This is a genomic window from Streptomyces sp. NPDC051322 (assembly GCF_040689485.1).
Taxonomy (GTDB): domain Bacteria; phylum Actinomycetota; class Actinomycetes; order Streptomycetales; family Streptomycetaceae; genus Streptomyces.
Genome location: NZ_JBFBAK010000003.1, coordinates 107,174 through 121,875, shown reverse-complemented (window position 1 = coordinate 121,875; position 14,702 = coordinate 107,174). Strand labels below are relative to the sequence as shown.

13 protein-coding genes are annotated in these 14,702 nt (G+C 68.8%); 8 read left to right on the top strand and 5 right to left on the bottom strand.

All coding sequences use genetic code 11. The annotated features are described in order from the left end of the window. Positions 1–486 precede the first annotated feature (486 nt). A complete protein-coding gene (locus tag AB0436_RS08765) occupies positions 487–1,527 on the bottom strand; it encodes an XRE family transcriptional regulator (protein WP_366467017.1) in 1,041 nt (346 codons plus the stop codon). Positions 1,528–1,557: 30 nt separating this feature from the next. After that, positions 1,558–2,187 (bottom strand): hypothetical protein, encoded by a 630-nt coding sequence (locus AB0436_RS08760; protein ID WP_366467016.1) that lies wholly within the window; start codon positions 2,185–2,187, stop codon positions 1,558–1,560. A 457-nt stretch (positions 2,188–2,644) separates the two neighbouring features. On the opposite strand from AB0436_RS08760, the gene AB0436_RS08755 reads away from it, so the two are divergent. The 7 genes from AB0436_RS08755 to AB0436_RS08725 all read left to right on the top strand — a co-directional run bounded on the left by AB0436_RS08755 (position 2,645) and on the right by AB0436_RS08725 (position 11,461). Continuing rightward, positions 2,645–3,289: a LysE family translocator gene (locus tag AB0436_RS08755; RefSeq protein WP_366467015.1), complete on the top strand. Its 645-nt coding sequence runs from the start codon at positions 2,645–2,647 to the stop codon at positions 3,287–3,289. A gap of 201 nt (positions 3,290–3,490) precedes the next feature. Continuing rightward, positions 3,491–4,537: a glucose 1-dehydrogenase gene (locus AB0436_RS08750; protein ID WP_366467014.1), complete on the top strand. Its 1,047-nt coding sequence runs from the start codon at positions 3,491–3,493 to the stop codon at positions 4,535–4,537. 103 nt (positions 4,538–4,640) lie between these two features. Continuing rightward, positions 4,641–5,513 (top strand): DUF2797 domain-containing protein, encoded by an 873-nt coding sequence (locus AB0436_RS08745; RefSeq protein ID WP_366467013.1) that lies wholly within the window; start codon positions 4,641–4,643, stop codon positions 5,511–5,513. A 125-nt stretch (positions 5,514–5,638) separates the two neighbouring features. Beyond that, positions 5,639–6,376: a response regulator transcription factor gene (locus AB0436_RS08740; RefSeq protein ID WP_365853912.1), complete on the top strand. Its 738-nt coding sequence runs from the start codon at positions 5,639–5,641 to the stop codon at positions 6,374–6,376. A gap of 3 nt (positions 6,377–6,379) precedes the next feature. Then, positions 6,380–8,011: a HAMP domain-containing sensor histidine kinase gene (locus tag AB0436_RS08735; protein ID WP_366467012.1), complete on the top strand. Its 1,632-nt coding sequence runs from the start codon at positions 6,380–6,382 to the stop codon at positions 8,009–8,011. A 40-nt stretch (positions 8,012–8,051) separates the two neighbouring features. Further along, positions 8,052–9,317: a bifunctional glycosyltransferase family 2/GtrA family protein gene (locus tag AB0436_RS08730; RefSeq protein WP_366467011.1), complete on the top strand. Its 1,266-nt coding sequence runs from the start codon at positions 8,052–8,054 to the stop codon at positions 9,315–9,317. Between the two features lie 20 nt (positions 9,318–9,337). After that, on the top strand, positions 9,338–11,461 hold the full coding sequence (locus tag AB0436_RS08725) for a glycosyltransferase family 39 protein (RefSeq protein ID WP_366467479.1): 2,124 nt from the start codon (positions 9,338–9,340) through the stop codon (positions 11,459–11,461). Between the two features lie 9 nt (positions 11,462–11,470). Here AB0436_RS08725 and AB0436_RS08720 read toward each other — a convergent pair whose 3' ends face one another. Continuing rightward, a complete protein-coding gene (locus AB0436_RS08720) occupies positions 11,471–12,280 on the bottom strand; it encodes an endonuclease/exonuclease/phosphatase family protein (protein WP_366467009.1) in 810 nt (269 codons plus the stop codon). A 92-nt stretch (positions 12,281–12,372) separates the two neighbouring features. On the opposite strand from AB0436_RS08720, the gene AB0436_RS08715 reads away from it, so the two are divergent. After that, positions 12,373–13,134 (top strand): TetR/AcrR family transcriptional regulator, encoded by a 762-nt coding sequence (locus tag AB0436_RS08715; protein ID WP_366467008.1) that lies wholly within the window; start codon positions 12,373–12,375, stop codon positions 13,132–13,134. A gap of 72 nt (positions 13,135–13,206) precedes the next feature. Here AB0436_RS08715 and AB0436_RS08710 read toward each other — a convergent pair whose 3' ends face one another. Continuing rightward, a complete protein-coding gene (locus AB0436_RS08710; protein ID WP_366467007.1) occupies positions 13,207–13,677 on the bottom strand; it encodes a PPOX class F420-dependent oxidoreductase in 471 nt (156 codons plus the stop codon). An 84-nt stretch (positions 13,678–13,761) separates the two neighbouring features. Then, complete coding sequence (locus AB0436_RS08705) at positions 13,762–14,580, bottom strand: YceI family protein (RefSeq protein ID WP_366467006.1); 819 nt, start codon at positions 14,578–14,580, stop codon at positions 13,762–13,764. Between the last annotated feature and the right edge of the window lie 122 nt (positions 14,581–14,702).

Genomic DNA, 14,702 nt, shown 5'->3' with positions numbered 1-14,702 from the left:
GCCCAACTGGGCCGTACAATAGTTTCACTCCAGAGGAAAAAGATCTGGAGATCACGCTACTGGATCTAGGGTTCAGTCGCTATGAAGTATCAGAATTCACGCGTCATATCTATGATCGCCGACGAGATCCCCATCTGGTGGCTCTATTGCGTCAGCCGGATCTGACAATAAAGCGGCTGGCCATACACGCCGAGAGGACTGCAGATTGGCGCGCAATGCAAGATATTCTTGCGCAATACCTGCACGGACGGATATCTCTCAGGAGGGCTCGTCGGAGCCTTTGGGGTTATCCGAGTTGGCGTCGCCATAAACACGCTCGTAGATGGGCGAGGATGCAGTACCGAGCGTATCCTCTCCCTGGCGTAGACCCGAGCGAAAGTGAGGAGGCGTGAGGGGGAGAGTTGCGACCATTACCGCTTCAGTCCGACGAGCAGTAGCTCCCTGGCGGGAGGTCTGGCCGTACCCGGTGGGTCGCGCAGAAGGTTCCTAAACGGCCCTCAGGGATCGTCTGGTGCCGTACCCAGCTTGAAACTCTGGCGTCTTCAGGCCGACTACCCGCGCTAGTTCAGAATCGCTGTACCCGTACAGCTTGCGATGAGTATCCAAGACCGCCGGGAGAATTCGAGATTCTTCGGCGGGCAACGCGATAGGCTCGTGGCGGTTGAATCCGCGTTGCGCCATCTGGACATTGAGGCTTTTATACCTACTGGCGTCGATCTTTCCGATCGCATACGCGCGACGGATAATCGAAGCCATCGAGGTTTTCCAATGCTGCTTGAGTTGCATAGCGCGCTGAAGATTGATACCGCTCAATTGCGGTGCAATTATACGAGATGGCATCAAGAATTCGGCCGCGAATCGATCGGCCTCACGTTCGCCGTCTTCGCTTGGGACCTGATGCATCACAAGGTGGCCAACCTCGTGAAAGATGGTAAATCGCTCCCGGTCCGCGGGCATGCCTGAATTCAAGATAATTACAGGGAGTGAGGCTGGTGGGCGAATGCTCATCCCCGAAATCTTCGGGGATCCAAGATCCCGTCGAACAACTACAACACCCGCGCGCTCGACTGTCCGGATTGCATCCTGGATAGGCCCGTCAGGAATGAGCCATGCTGTCCGCAGTTTACTTGCAGCTTCCTCCGGCTCCGGCCCTTGAGCTTCCGGCGCATCGAAGGTTGGTAGAGGGTAGACGGCATTGATGTCTACGCTGGTCTCAAGTCGCTTCAGTTGCATTAGGAAGAGGTTGATCTCTGCCTCAATACGGCGAAGCGTGGTTTGTCCCAGCCCTGCCTGCTTGCGGTGGTAGTAGCTGGACGCACCGAGCCCGATCGGATCATCGGGCCAATCGAACATCTCGCGGGGGTACCCGAGCGCTCCGGCAATGATGTCGATGCGCTCGGGCGGAAGTGGCGCCAGCCCGTGCTCTGCTTTGGACAGGACCGCCTGTGAGATGCCTGTCATTGTCGAGAGCTTGGACTGCGACAAACCACGCGACTCCCTCGCGGTTTGGAACATCCGCGGGTTCATGGCAGTCCTAATCCTTCCTTCGCCTAGTGGCTACTCTCTTCCGTCTTCGGCTCGATCGACCTTAGCCACGACTTGTGTGTCACCCTGTCCATCTGTTGGCACCAGTGGCGCCACAGTTGTGGGGCCGACAGGGCCAAGCCCGTCGTCCAGCCCCACGACCTCCTCAAGGCCGAAGTCGAGGTCGATGACCCACTGCATCTCGTTCGCGATGCTGCAGGTGATGGCCACTCTATCCAGGTCGATCCCGGCTTCGTCGGGGAGGTAGCCGGCGACGATGTGCGTCAGCTCCTCCATGCCGGGGAGGGTCTGGGTGGCGAAGTCTCGGGCTTGCTGGGTGGGGATCCCGCTGGTCTTCAATGCCTTACTTCGGAACTTCTTGAATCGTAAGAGAAGCCGTTCGTGGAAGGTCAGGAGAAGGATTCCTCGACCCTCGCTGATCACCACGTCCGACAAGCCGTCGAAGTGGTTCATCGCTTCGTAGCGGATGAAGTCGTAGACCAGGCTCGCCCGTGTCCTGCCGCTGACGATGACAGCCAATTCAGTGTCGGACTCCACCAGCTTGCGCCAGCGTGACCAGCCGTTCTGGAGTATGTCTCGGATGTCCTCGCGGTGCTCGGCGAGGACGTCTGCTGCCTCTTCTACCGTCAGCGGGTTCGTCACGAGAGCATCTTGCACTCCTTACTGAGGCCCTGTCAATTATTCCTGAAACTATTCCACTTGTGTCCTCGTCAGGTCCCGGCGCGCCGAAGTTTGACATCAAGGGTGACATCAACGGCGGCGCACGTCAGGCGACGGCTACGCACGAGTTGGGCGCCCTGCCCAGTGGGTAGCCTGCAACGCAGCCCAGGCGCCAGCCAGACGCGCCCGCCTACGGATCAGAAGGTTGCAGGTTCGAATCCTGCCGAGTGCACAACAGGCAAGAGGTCCTCTGGAGATCATCCAGAGGGCCTCTTGCGTTTTGCCGGGTCTGAGGCCCGGGGACCAAAACGCGGCACGGCCCGCTTCGTCGCGGCGGTCTTCGAGGGACTCGTACGGAGAGCGACGTCGTAGTAACGCTGAAGTGTGCGCGAAGAATTGGTTGCTTGTGCTGAACGGCGGTTCTCTTGATTATGGCCGCATGATCGGAACGCACGCAGTGCTCGGCGTATCGGCGGTGGCACTCGGCATGGTGCTCACCCCCGGCCCCAACATGATGTACCTCGTCTCCCGGAGCATCACCCAGGGCCGACGCGCCGGAGCGGTCTCGCTGGGGGGTGTCGCCGTTGGGTTTCTGGTCTATCTCAGCGCCGCCAACCTCGGTCTGTCCCTGGTCTTTCTGGCGGTTCCCGAGCTGTATCTGGCGGTGAAGCTCGCCGGTGCCGGCTACCTCGCCTGGCTGGCCTGGAAGGCGCTCAAGCCGGGCGGCGTATCGGTCTTCTCCCCGCAGGAGCTGACGCCGGACTCGCCGCGTCGGCTGTTCTCCATGGGGCTGCTCACCAATCTGCTGAACCCGAAGATCGCGGTCATGTATCTGTCGCTCATCCCGCAGTTCATCGACATGCACGCCGGCAGTGTGCTGGTTCAGGGGTTCGTACTGGGCGGCATACAGGTCGTCGTCAGCCTGGCCGTCAACCTGGTCATCGTGCTGGCTGCCGGATCCATCGCGGTCTTCCTCGCGCGCCGTCCCGTGTGGCTCCGGGTCCAGCGGTATGTCATGGGCACCGTGCTGGGAGCGCTGGCCGTCAAGCTGGCCACCGACCGGGCGCCGGCGGCTCCGGCCTGATACGCCCCCTGATACGCGCGGTGGCTCGGCTAGCGCCGGGTACTGCCGGGCGTTAGCTTCGGAAGGCGGCTTCCGGCCTCCAGGAGACTGATCACCCCCGCCCCGGACAGACGGCAGGAGGAGCGCCCGGATGCCGGGCCGTCGTACGTGCGAGGGCCTCGGCCGTGCAGCCGCCGGGGGCGAGCAGGAGGAGACACGGACATGAAGGCGATCACGGTGGTACCGGGCAGCCCCGACCAGGTCGAGGTCGGTGAGGTCGACGAACCGGACGTGGCCGAAGGTTCGCTGCTCGTCGAGGGGCAGTTGCTCGGCATCTGCGGCACCGACGCCGACATCGTGGAGAAGGGCTACGGCTGGACACCGCCCGGCAGCGACCGTCTGGTGGTCGGGCACGAGTCGCTGGGGAGGGTACTGGAGGCGCCCGAGGGCAGCGGCTTCTCGCCGGGGGATCTGGTCGCCGGCATCGTGCGGCGGCCCGACCCGGCCCCCTGCGAACCGTGCGGGCGCGGCGAGTGGGACTTCTGCCGGAACGGCCAGTACACCGAGCGCGGGATCAAGGAGATCAACGGCTTCGGCGCGGAGCGCTGGCGGACCGAGCCGGAGTACGCGATCAGGATCGATCCCGCGCTCGGCGACTGCGGGGTGCTGCTGGAACCGGTCTCGGTGGTCGCCAAGGCGTGGGAGCAGACGGACCGGATCTTCGCCCGGTCGTCCTGGCGCCCGAAGGTGGGCCTGGTGACGGGGGCCGGTCCGATCGGGCTGTTCGCCACCCTGCTCGGGGTGCAGCGCGGTCTTGACATGCATGTGCTGGATCTCAACGACCGCGGCCCGAAGGCGAAGCTGGTCGCCGACCTGGGAGCCACCTTCCATGTCGGTGACGTGCACGACCTCAAAGTGGTGCCCGATGTGGTGATCGAGTGCACCGGACAGGGGCCGCTGGTCTACTCGGTGACCCGGATCGTCGCTCCCGACGCTGTCATCTGTCTGACCGGGATTTCCTCCGGGACGCGGAAGATCGCCGCGGGTCTGGACGAGCTCAACAAGGAAATGGTGCTGGAGAACACCGTGCTGTTCGGTTCCGTCAACGCGGGCCGCCGCAATTACGAGCAGGCGGGCGCTGCCCTGGCGGCGGCGGACCGGGGCTGGCTGGAGCGGGTCATCACGCGGCGGGTCCCGATGAGCGGGTTCGGCGACGCGCTGCACAAGGAGAGCGACGATGTGAAGGTGGTCGTCGACCTGCGCGCCTGAGGTGGTGGCCGACCGCCCCACGTACGGCCCCGATGTCAGTGGTGGCTGGCATCCTGCACAGGACGGCGAAAACGTCGCTCGTGGGAGAGGGGGTGCGGCGCGGATGTGGCGTTCCGGTGGGTTGCGGTGGGGAGCCGAGGGGCCGCGCCTGGTGTGGGAGGGGCGCGGGCGGGCCAGCGCGCTGGTGTATGGCGGAGACATCGGCTTCCGGGTGGCGGACGTGGGGGAGCGGACGTGCGTGGGGGCGCGGAGGAATGCCTGCCCGGTGCGAGCCCCGGTGCCCGGACGCGGCACGCAGGCGCGGTGCGCCGAGTGTGCGCGGCTGGACCGGGCGCATTCGGTGGCTGCCGACACGATCGCCGATGACCCGCAGACGTATCGGGTCTATCTCGCCTGGTTCGGGCCCGGACTGGTCAAGGTGGGGATCACCGCCGAGGCGCGCGGGTCGGCGAGGCTGTTGGAGCAGGGGGCGGTGGCCTTCGGCTGGCTGGGGCGCGGTCCGCTGATGGCCGCGCGGCGGACCGAGGAACTGCTGCGTTCGGCGCTGGGTGTGCCCGACCGGATTCCGTACGCGAGCAAGCGGGCGGTGCGGTCCCGGCTGCCTGCTCCGGAGCAGCGCGCGGCCGAGGTGCGGGAGGTGCACGGGCGGGCCGTCGCGCTGCCCGGCTGGCCCGGGTCGCTGGAGCGGATGGCGGGCGAAGTGGTCGATCACGCCCAGGTGTTCGGGCTAGCGGGGCTGACGGACGCCACCGCGGCGGTGAGCGAGTTGGTGGCCGGTGGTGTGGTGGCCGGACGGTTGGTGGCCGCCGCCGGTCCGGACCTCCATCTGGCGTTCGCCGACGGGAAGTTGACGGTGCTGGACACGCGACTGATGGTGGGTTGGGGAATTACGGCGACCGAGCCCGGCGCGGAGACGACGGTGCCGGTGCGGCGGCTCGCGACAGGAACGGAGGCGCGGCAGGAGGGCCTGTTCTGATCGGTGGGCGGGCAGCCGGGTGACGGACCGTGCGTGAGAGACACCACGGCGGCGGAAAGGCGTTTCTCAGGATATTCACAGGTGAGGAAAAGGGGTCTCTCAGAGCCCGCTCACAAGGTGAGCCCATGACGACGACCTCGCCCCAGGGGCGTACCGAAATGCTCAGGCTCGACGGCAGCCCCGTGCGGGTGCTGGTGGTCGACGACGAGGCCTCGCTGGCGGAATTGCTGTCCATGGCGCTGCGCTACGAGGGGTGGCAGGTGCGCAGTGCCGGTGACGGCGCCGGCGCCGTGCGCACCGCGCGGGAGTTCCGGCCCGATGCCGTGGTACTCGATGTGATGCTCCCCGACATGGACGGCATCGCGGTGCTCGGACGGATGCGCCGTGAGCTGCCTGACGTGCCGGTGCTCTTCCTCACCGCCAAGGATGCGGTGGAGGACCGGATCGCAGGTCTGACGGCGGGCGGCGACGACTATGTCACCAAGCCGTTCAGCCTGGAGGAGGTCGTGGCGCGGCTGCGCGGGCTGATCCGCCGTTCGGGTACGGCAGCCCAGCGGAGCGAATCGGTGCTCGCTGTCGGTGATCTGACCCTGGATGAGGACAGCCACGATGTGACCCGGGGCGGGACGAACATCCATCTGACCGCGACCGAGTTCGAGCTGCTGCGCTTTCTCATGCGCAACCCCCGGCGGGTGTTGTCCAAGGCACAGATCCTCGACCGGGTGTGGTCGTACGACTTCGGCGGGCAGGCCAATGTGGTCGAGCTCTACATCTCGTACCTGCGGCGCAAGATCGACGCGGGGAGGTCACCGATGATCCACACCCGGCGCGGGGCCGGTTATCTGATCAAGCCCGGGGAGTAGCTGGTGTCGGCGCGGCGACGCTGGTCGCTGCGGACGCGTCTGGTTGTGTCGGCGGTGACCCTGATCGCGGTGGTCGCGTCAGTGATCGGCACCGTCACCACGATCGCGTACAAGGACTACATGTTCGGGAAGCTGGACAGTCAGCTGTCCAGCATCACCGGCATCGTGAAGCACGCCGAGGGCGCCAGAGCCATGGCGGGCGCACACGCGGGACCGCCGGGGGCCGACGGTGGCGCCGATGACCGGTTGCAGTTCCTGGGCGGCGGCGGCCAGCCCTGGGCGACGGTCGGCGCGGTGGTGACCGACGGGCAGGTCACCGACGGGAAATACACCCAGCAGAACAACACCCCCACGCCCCTGGACGACGCCGAGCCGCTCAGCGGCGCCCAGCGGAAGGCACTGCTCTCCGTATCGCTGGACGGCCGGATCCATACGGTCGAGCTGCCCGGGCTCGGTGAGTACCACGTGCAGTCCGTGGCGATGAACGACGGGAGCACGACGCTGGTCGGCGTCCCGACCACCGACGTGCACAAGGCGATCAGCACCCTGGTCCTGGTGGAGGTGCTGGTCACCGGGTCCGGCCTGCTGGCCGCCGGGATCGCCGGCACCGCGCTGGTCGGGATCGCGCTGCGGCCGCTCAGGCGGGTCGCGGCCACCGCCACGCGGGTCGCCGAACTCCCGCTGCACAGCGGCGAAGTCGCTCCGCTGGAACGCGTCCCCGATGCGGAGGCGGATCCGCGCACCGAGGTCGGACAGGTCGGCGCGGCGCTCAACCGGATGCTCGGCCATGTCGGTTCGGCGCTCGCCGTACGGCAGCAGAGTGAGACCCGGGTCCGGCAGTTCGTCGCCGACGCGAGCCACGAACTGCGTACGCCGCTGGCCTCGATCCGGGGGTATGCCGAACTGACCCGGCGTGGCCGTGAGCAGACCGGGCCCGACACCCGCCACGCGCTGGCCCGTATCGAGTCCGAGGCCGGCCGGATGACCGGCCTGGTGGAGGACCTGCTGTTGCTCGCCCGTCTTGATGCCGGGCGGCCGCTCTCGTACCGGAGCACTGATCTGTCCCCGCTGGTCGTCGATGCGGTCAGCGACGCACGGGCCGCGGGCCAGGATCACCAGTGGCGGCTGCGGCTGCCCCAGGAGCCGGCCGCGGTGTCGGCCGACGGCGCCCGCCTCCACCAGGTGCTGGTCAATCTGCTGGCCAACGCACGCACCCACACCCCGCCCGGCACCACCGTCACCACCGGCGTGCGGTGCGAGGGCGCCTGGGTGGTGGTGGAGGTCGAGGACGACGGCCCCGGGATTCCGGCCGATCTGCTGCCGCACGTCTTCGAGCGGTTCGCGCGCGGCGACGCCTCCCGCTCCCGTCATGCGGGGTCGACCGGCCTCGGACTGGCCATCGTGCAGGCCGTGGTCACCGCGCACGGAGGCACGGTGACCGTGCGGTGCGCTCCGGGGCACACGGTCTTCGCCGTACGGCTTCCGGCCCTGCGGAGCGCCGCGTCGCAGGGTGCTCCCCAGCAGGGTGCTCCCCAGCAGAGTGCTCCCGAGCAGGCTGCTCCCGAGCCCTCGCCCGGCCTCCAACTCACCGTGCCGGAAGGCCCGTCGGGGACTCACAGGCCGGGCACAGGCTGACCACACAGCGGTGACAGCGCGCCCGGCCAACGTTTGCGCCATGCGAACCGAATCATCTCCGGGCACCTTGCCGGCGCGGGAACACCTTCCCGTGGCGACGGCCGCTGCCCCCGTGCTCGACGTGGTGATCCCCGTCTACAACGAGGAGAAGGACCTCGAACCCTGTGTGCTCAGACTCCACGACCACCTGGCCCGCACCTTTCCCTACACCTTCCGGATCACGATCGCGGACAACGCGAGCACCGATCGAACTCCCGTGGTGTCGGCGGGCCTTGCGTCGCTGATCAGCGAGGTGCGGACGTACCGGCTCGAGGAGAAGGGGCGCGGACGGGCGTTGCGTACGGTGTGGTCGGCTTCGGACTCCCCGGTCCTCGCCTACATGGACGTCGATCTCTCCACCGACCTCAACGCCCTGCTGCCCCTGGTGGCACCGCTGATCTCCGGGCATTCGGACCTGGCCATCGGCTCGCGGCTGTCCCGCAGTTCGCGGGTGGTGCGCGGCACCAAGCGGGAGTTCATCTCGCGTGCCTACAACCTGATTCTCCGCTCCTCGCTCTCCGCTCGCTTCAGCGACGCCCAGTGCGGCTTCAAGGCCATTCGCGGAGATGTCGCGGAGCGGCTGCTGCCGATGGTCGAGGACACCGGCTGGTTCTTCGACACGGAGATGCTGGTGGTCGCCGAACGGGCCGGGCTGCGCATCCACGAGGTGCCGGTGGACTGGGTCGACGATCCCGAGTCGACCGTGCACATCGTGCGGACCGCCGTCGAGGACCTCAAGGGCGTCTGGCGGGTGGGGCGCGCGCTGGGGGTCGGAGGGCTGCCCCTGGACCGGCTCGCGCGCCCCTTCGGCGATGATCCACGGGACCGTGAACTGCCCGGGGTGCCGGGGGGACTGGCGCGTCAACTGGTCGGTTTCTGTGTGGTGGGCGCCGCCTCCACGCTGTTCTATCTGCTGCTGTACTCCCTTTTCCGTACCGGGCTGAGCCCCCAGCTCGCCAATGCCGGTGCCCTCCTGGTGTCCGCCGTGATGAACACCGCGGCGAACCGGAGACTCACCTTCCGGGTGCGTGGCCGGGACAGCGCCGTCCGCCATCAGGCGCAGGGCCTGGTCGTCTTCGCGATCGGCCTGGCCCTCACCAGCGGGTCCCTCGCGGCGCTCGACGCGGCGTCCGCCGATCCCGCGCACAGCACCGAACTCGCCGTGCTGATCGCGGCCAACCTCGCAGCGACGGTGCTGCGTTTTCTGCTCTTCCGCGCCTGGGTCTTCCCCGAGCGGCGTACCGACGAGGCAAGGACTGCACGATGACCACCCTCGACCATCACCCGATGCGGGCCGCGGCCGAACCGCCGGCCCGGCACCGGTCCAGCGCCGGTCTGTGGCGCGGCAGGGCCGACGACCCCGGCTGGGCACGGCCCGCGTTCCTGACCCTGCTGCTGCTCACCCTGGTGGCGTATCTCTGGAACCTCAGCGCATCCGGTTACGCCAACTCCTTCTATTCGGCAGCCGCCCAGGCCGGCAGCGAGAGCTGGAAGGCGCTGTTCTTCGGCTCGCTGGACTCGGCGAACGCGATCACCGTCGACAAGCCGCCGGCAGCGCTCTGGCCGATGGGCATCTCGGTGCGGATCTTCGGGCTGAGTTCCTGGGCGATCCTCGTACCTCAGGTGCTGATGGGCGTCGGTACGGTCGCGGTGCTGTACGCGGCGGTACGGCGCAGGTTCAGCGCGACCGCCGGTCTGCTGGCCGGGGTGGTCTTCGCGCTGACGCCGGTCGCCGCGCTGATGTTCCGCTTCAACAACCCCGACGCGCTGCTCGCGCTGCTGATGACCGTCACCGTGTACTGCGTGCTGCGCGCCCTGGAGGACGGGCGGACCAAGTGGCTGGTGTGGGCGGGCGGCGCGGTGGGTTTCGCGTTCCTCGCGAAGACGCTGCAGGCGTTCCTGGTCCTGCCGCCGCTGGCGGTGATCTACGCGGTGTTCGCGCCCACCACGGTACGCAGGCGGCTCGGTCAACTCGGCCTGGCCACCCTTGCGCTGGTCGTTTCCGGTGGCTGGTGGACCACGATCGTCGAGCTGTGGCCCGCATCGTCCCGTCCGTACATCGGCGGTTCGCAGAACAATTCCTTCCTCGAGCTGACCTTCGGCTACAACGGTCTCGGCCGGATCAACGGTGAGGAGACGGGCAGCGTCGGCGGCGGTGGCGGCGCGGGCCAGGCCGGGCACTGGGGGACGACCGGCATCAGCCGGATGTTCGGCGCCGAGATCGGCAGCCAGATCTCCTGGCTGCTGCCGGCCGCACTGATCCTGTTCGTGGCGGGCCTCGTCATCACCTGGCGGGCCGGGCGGACGGACACCGTCCGCGGTGCCTTCCTGGTGTGGGGCAGCGCGCTGCTGATGACCGCCGGGATCTTCAGCTTCATGGCGGGGATCTTCCACCAGTACTACACGGTGGCCCTCACCCCGTACATCGCCGCGCTCGTCGGGATGGGCGTCACGGTGCTGTGGGAGGAACGCGGCAGGTTCGTGTGGTCCTCGGTACTGGGCGGGACGGTGGCAGCGACGGCGATCTGGTCCTACGTACTGCTCGGCCGCACGCCGGACTATCTGCCGTGGCTGCGCTGGGCCGTACTGATCGCGGGGCTCGCCGCGGCGGTGGGCCTGGCGGTGGCCGGCCGGCTGAACCGACGGATGGCACTGAGCGCGGCCGGGATCGGTCTTGTGGCCTCGCTCGCGGGTCCGTTCGCCTACACCATGACCACGCTGAACAGCGCGCATACCGGGTCGATCGTGACGGCGGGCCCTGCCGGGGCGAGCACGATGGGCGGGGGCCCGGGTGGCGGCCCCGGCGGTGGTGGCTTCCCCGGCGGCGGCAAGGCCGGGCGGGCCGCCGGTGGGCGGATGGGCCTGCCGCCGACCGGCCAAGGGGGGCAGGCGGGCCAGGCAGGTCAGGCCCCGGCCGGCGGGGCGGCAGGTCAGGCGGGCCAGGCACCGGCCGGCCGGGCGGCGGGTGCGGCCGGTGGGGCTCCGCAGGGCGGCATGCCGGGTGGCGGCATGGCCGAGATGCGCGGCGGTGGCGGCGGTATGGGCGGCCTCCTCGACGGGGCTTCGGTCAGCGCCGCGGTCAGGACCAGGATCAGCGCGAACGCCGACGACTACCGGTGGATGGCGGCCGCCATCGGCTCACAGAATGCGGCCAGCTACCAACTGGCCACGGAGAAACCGGTGATGGCGATCGGCGGGTTCAACGGCAGCGATCCCTCGCCGACCCTGGCGCAGTTCAAGTCGTACGTGGCGGCCGGAAAGATCCACTACTTCATCGCGGGGGGCGGCATGGGCGGCGGCGCGGGAGCCGACGGCTCCGCCTCGTCCATCACGTCCTGGGTGGAGGCGCACTACATGAAGGTGACGGTGGGGAGCACGACGTTGTACGACCTGACGCAGCCCAAGAGCTGAGCGGTCCGGCTACCGCCGCAGTGACACGTCGGCCACGATCGGGCGATGGTCCGAGGCCAGGGTGTCGGGCACCCTCGAGTCCCGCACGGTCACACCCGCCGAGACCGCGACGTAGTCGATCCGCTTCACCGGATTCAGCGCCGGGAAGGTCGGCGCCCCCGGCTCCACGTCCCGGAGCTCGCGCCACAGCGGTGCGAGCTCCGGGGCGTCGGGCTCGGCGTTGAAGTCGCCGAGGAGGATCTTGCGGCCGCTGTCCTCGGCCATGATGCGGCGGGTGTCCGCGACCTGGGCGACCCGTACCGAGGGGTCGGCGCGGTAGTCGAGGTGGGTGACGTAGACGTGCAGCGGTACGCCCCGCACGCGCAGGACGACCTCGCCGAAGCCGGGAGCGGGGGCCGGGACCGGGTCGGGGACCTGGGTGGAGAGGCGGGTGATCTCGTGGTTGGTGGCGCCGAGGATGCGGTACCTGGAGAGCACCGCGACGCCGAACTCCCGCCCGTCGATGCGGTAGATCGGCGCGAACGACACGTGCATGCCGAGCCGCTGCGCCAGCTCGCCCGCGAGGTCGCGCCACTGGCTGCGGTCGCCCCAGTGCACGTCGACCTCCTCCAGGCCGATGACGTCGGCGTGCAGCGCGCGCAGCGCCTGCTCCTGGCGGTCCAGATCGAAGACGTTGTCCATACCGGCGCCCGCATGGATGTTGTACGAGGCGACGCGCAGCGGAACATCGCGGCCCTGGGCCTGCGCCGGGGGCACCGCGGTCGCCGCCAGGATCCCCGCGGTCAGCAGCACTTCGGCGGCACGACGAGTCAGCTTCATCAGCCGACGGTACCCGGGCGTGCGAGGGGTAGCCGGTAACGGCGTCATAACATCGGTACGGGGCGGATCCCGAACCCCGGAGGAGGCATGCCATGGCGACTGCGGCCGACCGCGCGAAGGGCCCGGCCCGGACCAGTGTCTGGCTGGGCGGGAAGGCGGCACGCACTCCCAGAGCGGACCAGCCGGCCGGGCTGAGCCTGGAGAAGATCACTGCGGCTACCGTCCGGCTGCTGGACTCCGAGGGCCTGTCGAAGTTCTCCATGCGCCGTCTCGCGTCCGAGCTCGGGGTGACGGCCATGTCGGTCTACTGGTACGTGGACACCAAGGACGACCTCCTCGAACTCGCCCTGGACGCGGTGCTGGGCGAGCTGTCCATCCCGGATCTCGACGACAGTGGTCAATGGCGCGGGCAGCTGCGTCAACTCGCGTCCGGGTACCGCGCGGTACTGGTGCAGCACCCCTGGGTCTCGCGGCTCATCGGGGAGTTCCTCAACATCGGCCCGCATGCGGTGGCCTTCTCCGCGGCGGCTCAGCGGGTGATGCGCAGTACCGGTCTCCCGCTGCACGGCCAGGCCGGCGGGCTGTCCGCCGTCTACCAGTTCGTGTACGGGTTCGGCACGGTCGAGGGCCACTTCAGGGACCGCTGCGAGCGGGCCGGAATGAGCCAGGACGCGTACTTCCGGCAGGCCATGGGCACGATCAGCGAACAGCCGCGCCTCCGCGAGACGTTCGAGGAGGCGCAGAACGTCCGGGAGGCGGGCGGCGGTGACACGGTCGAGGAGATGCGCGAACGGGACTTCGGGTTCGCACTCGATCTGCTGATCGCCGGCATCGAGGCCAAGCGGGCGGGCTAGCGGCCCCCCGCCGCCCGGGTGGCTCAGCTGTCCGCCGGCCGGCGTGGCTCAGCTGTCCGCCGGCCGGGTGGCTCAGCTGCCCTCCGCGAGCCGGGCCGGAAAGCCGCCGGTCGCGATCGGGCTCCAGCGCTCCGGGGTGATCCGGATGATCGACTTGCCCTGCTTGACCATGGCGGCGCGGTACTCGTCCCAGTCCGGGTGCTCACCCGAGATGTTCCGGAAGTACTCGACGAGTGGCTCCACGGAGTCCGGCGCGTCGATCACTTCGGCCGTCCCGTCGACCTGGACCCACGGTCCGTTCCACTCGTCGGACAGCACGATCACGCTCACCCGATCGTCGCGCTTGGCGTTGCGGGTCTTGGCGCGCTCGGGGTACGTGGACACGACGATCCGGCCGGAGTCGTCCACCCCACAGCTCAGCGGGGACCCCTGCGGACGCCCGTCGGCGCGGGTGGTCAGCAGGATCGCCCGGTGCCTGGGCCGTACGAACTCCAGGAGTTGCGCCAGCTCGACCGGGGTGTTGGTTGCGATGTTGGGTGCCATGACCCCACGTTAGCCAAGGCGTCCCGGACTGTCCGGCTGGACAGTCCGGGACGGAGGCCGACGGGTGAGGCGGTGCGGCGGGAGTCAGACCGCCGGCAGCGAGTCCCCCTGCACCGCCTGGATGTCGAGCTCGACCTTCAGTGTGGTGCCGATCGCCGAGATTCCCGCCTGTACCACCTGGTTGTAGTTCATCGCGAAGTCCTCGCGGCGCAGTTCGGCCGTGGCGTGGAAGGCGGCGCGGACGCCGCCCCACGGGTCGGGTCCGGTGCCGAGGTAGGTCAGATCCAGGTCGACCTCGCGCTGCACGCCGTGCAGGCCCAGTTGGCCGTGCACGGTCCAGCGGTCGGGGCCGGCCGGGCTCACCCCGGTGCTGCTGTAGGTGATCTGCGGGAAACTCTCGACGTCCAGGAAGTCCGGGGACTTCAGGTGGCCGTCCCGCATGCCGTTGCCGGTGTCGATCGATCCTGCCGCGATGACCGCCTCGACCCGTGACTTCTCGACGTCCTCGGCGATTTCCACGCGGCCCACGAACTCGGTGAAGCGGCCGTGCACGCTGGAGATGCCCAGGTGCTGGGCGACCGCGCCCACCGACGAGTGCGCGGGGTCGAGCGTCCAGGTGCCGGGCGGTGGAAGTTCCACGCCGCCCTGCCTGGCCAGCACCACGGTGCCCACATCGGCACGGCCGCCGGCCGTGACGAACGCGGTCGAGGCGGCGGGGGCATAACCCACCGCCGTCACGATGACGGTGTGCGGGCCCGGCGCCAGTGGCGCGTCCGCGAGTACCGCACCGTTCTCGTCCACGGCCTCCCGCAGCACCTGGTTGCCGGTCATGTCGGTCACGGTCACCACGGCGTGCTGTACGGCCCAGCCGTCGCGCGTCCGTACCTGTGCGCGAAGTCCCATCCCGTTCTCTCTCCTCCAGAAATGTGGGCCCCGGGCGATGGCGGCGGGCCGTCCCCTGCTCGCCGCCATCACCTCCGGGGCCCGTGCCCCACATCCGCTGGGGCAGCTTGTTGCCGCGGGCC

Coding starts and splice junctions, on each gene's coding strand:
- AB0436_RS08765 (WP_366467017.1), bottom strand. CDS start 1,527: ATGAACCCGCGGATGTTCCAAACCGCGAGGGAGTCGCGTGGTTTGTCG.
- AB0436_RS08730 (WP_366467011.1), top strand. CDS start 8,052: ATGCGAACCGAATCATCTCCGGGCACCTTGCCGGCGCGGGAACACCTT.
- AB0436_RS08750 (WP_366467014.1), top strand. CDS start 3,491: ATGAAGGCGATCACGGTGGTACCGGGCAGCCCCGACCAGGTCGAGGTC.
- AB0436_RS08725 (WP_366467479.1), top strand. CDS start 9,338: ATGCGGGCCGCGGCCGAACCGCCGGCCCGGCACCGGTCCAGCGCCGGT.
- AB0436_RS08740 (WP_365853912.1), top strand. CDS start 5,639: ATGACGACGACCTCGCCCCAGGGGCGTACCGAAATGCTCAGGCTCGAC.
- AB0436_RS08715 (WP_366467008.1), top strand. CDS start 12,373: ATGGCGACTGCGGCCGACCGCGCGAAGGGCCCGGCCCGGACCAGTGTC.
- AB0436_RS08745 (WP_366467013.1), top strand. CDS start 4,641: ATGTGGCGTTCCGGTGGGTTGCGGTGGGGAGCCGAGGGGCCGCGCCTG.
- AB0436_RS08705 (WP_366467006.1), bottom strand. CDS start 14,580: ATGGGACTTCGCGCACAGGTACGGACGCGCGACGGCTGGGCCGTACAG.
- AB0436_RS08755 (WP_366467015.1), top strand. CDS start 2,645: ATGATCGGAACGCACGCAGTGCTCGGCGTATCGGCGGTGGCACTCGGC.
- AB0436_RS08720 (WP_366467009.1), bottom strand. CDS start 12,280: ATGAAGCTGACTCGTCGTGCCGCCGAAGTGCTGCTGACCGCGGGGATC.
- AB0436_RS08710 (WP_366467007.1), bottom strand. CDS start 13,677: ATGGCACCCAACATCGCAACCAACACCCCGGTCGAGCTGGCGCAACTC.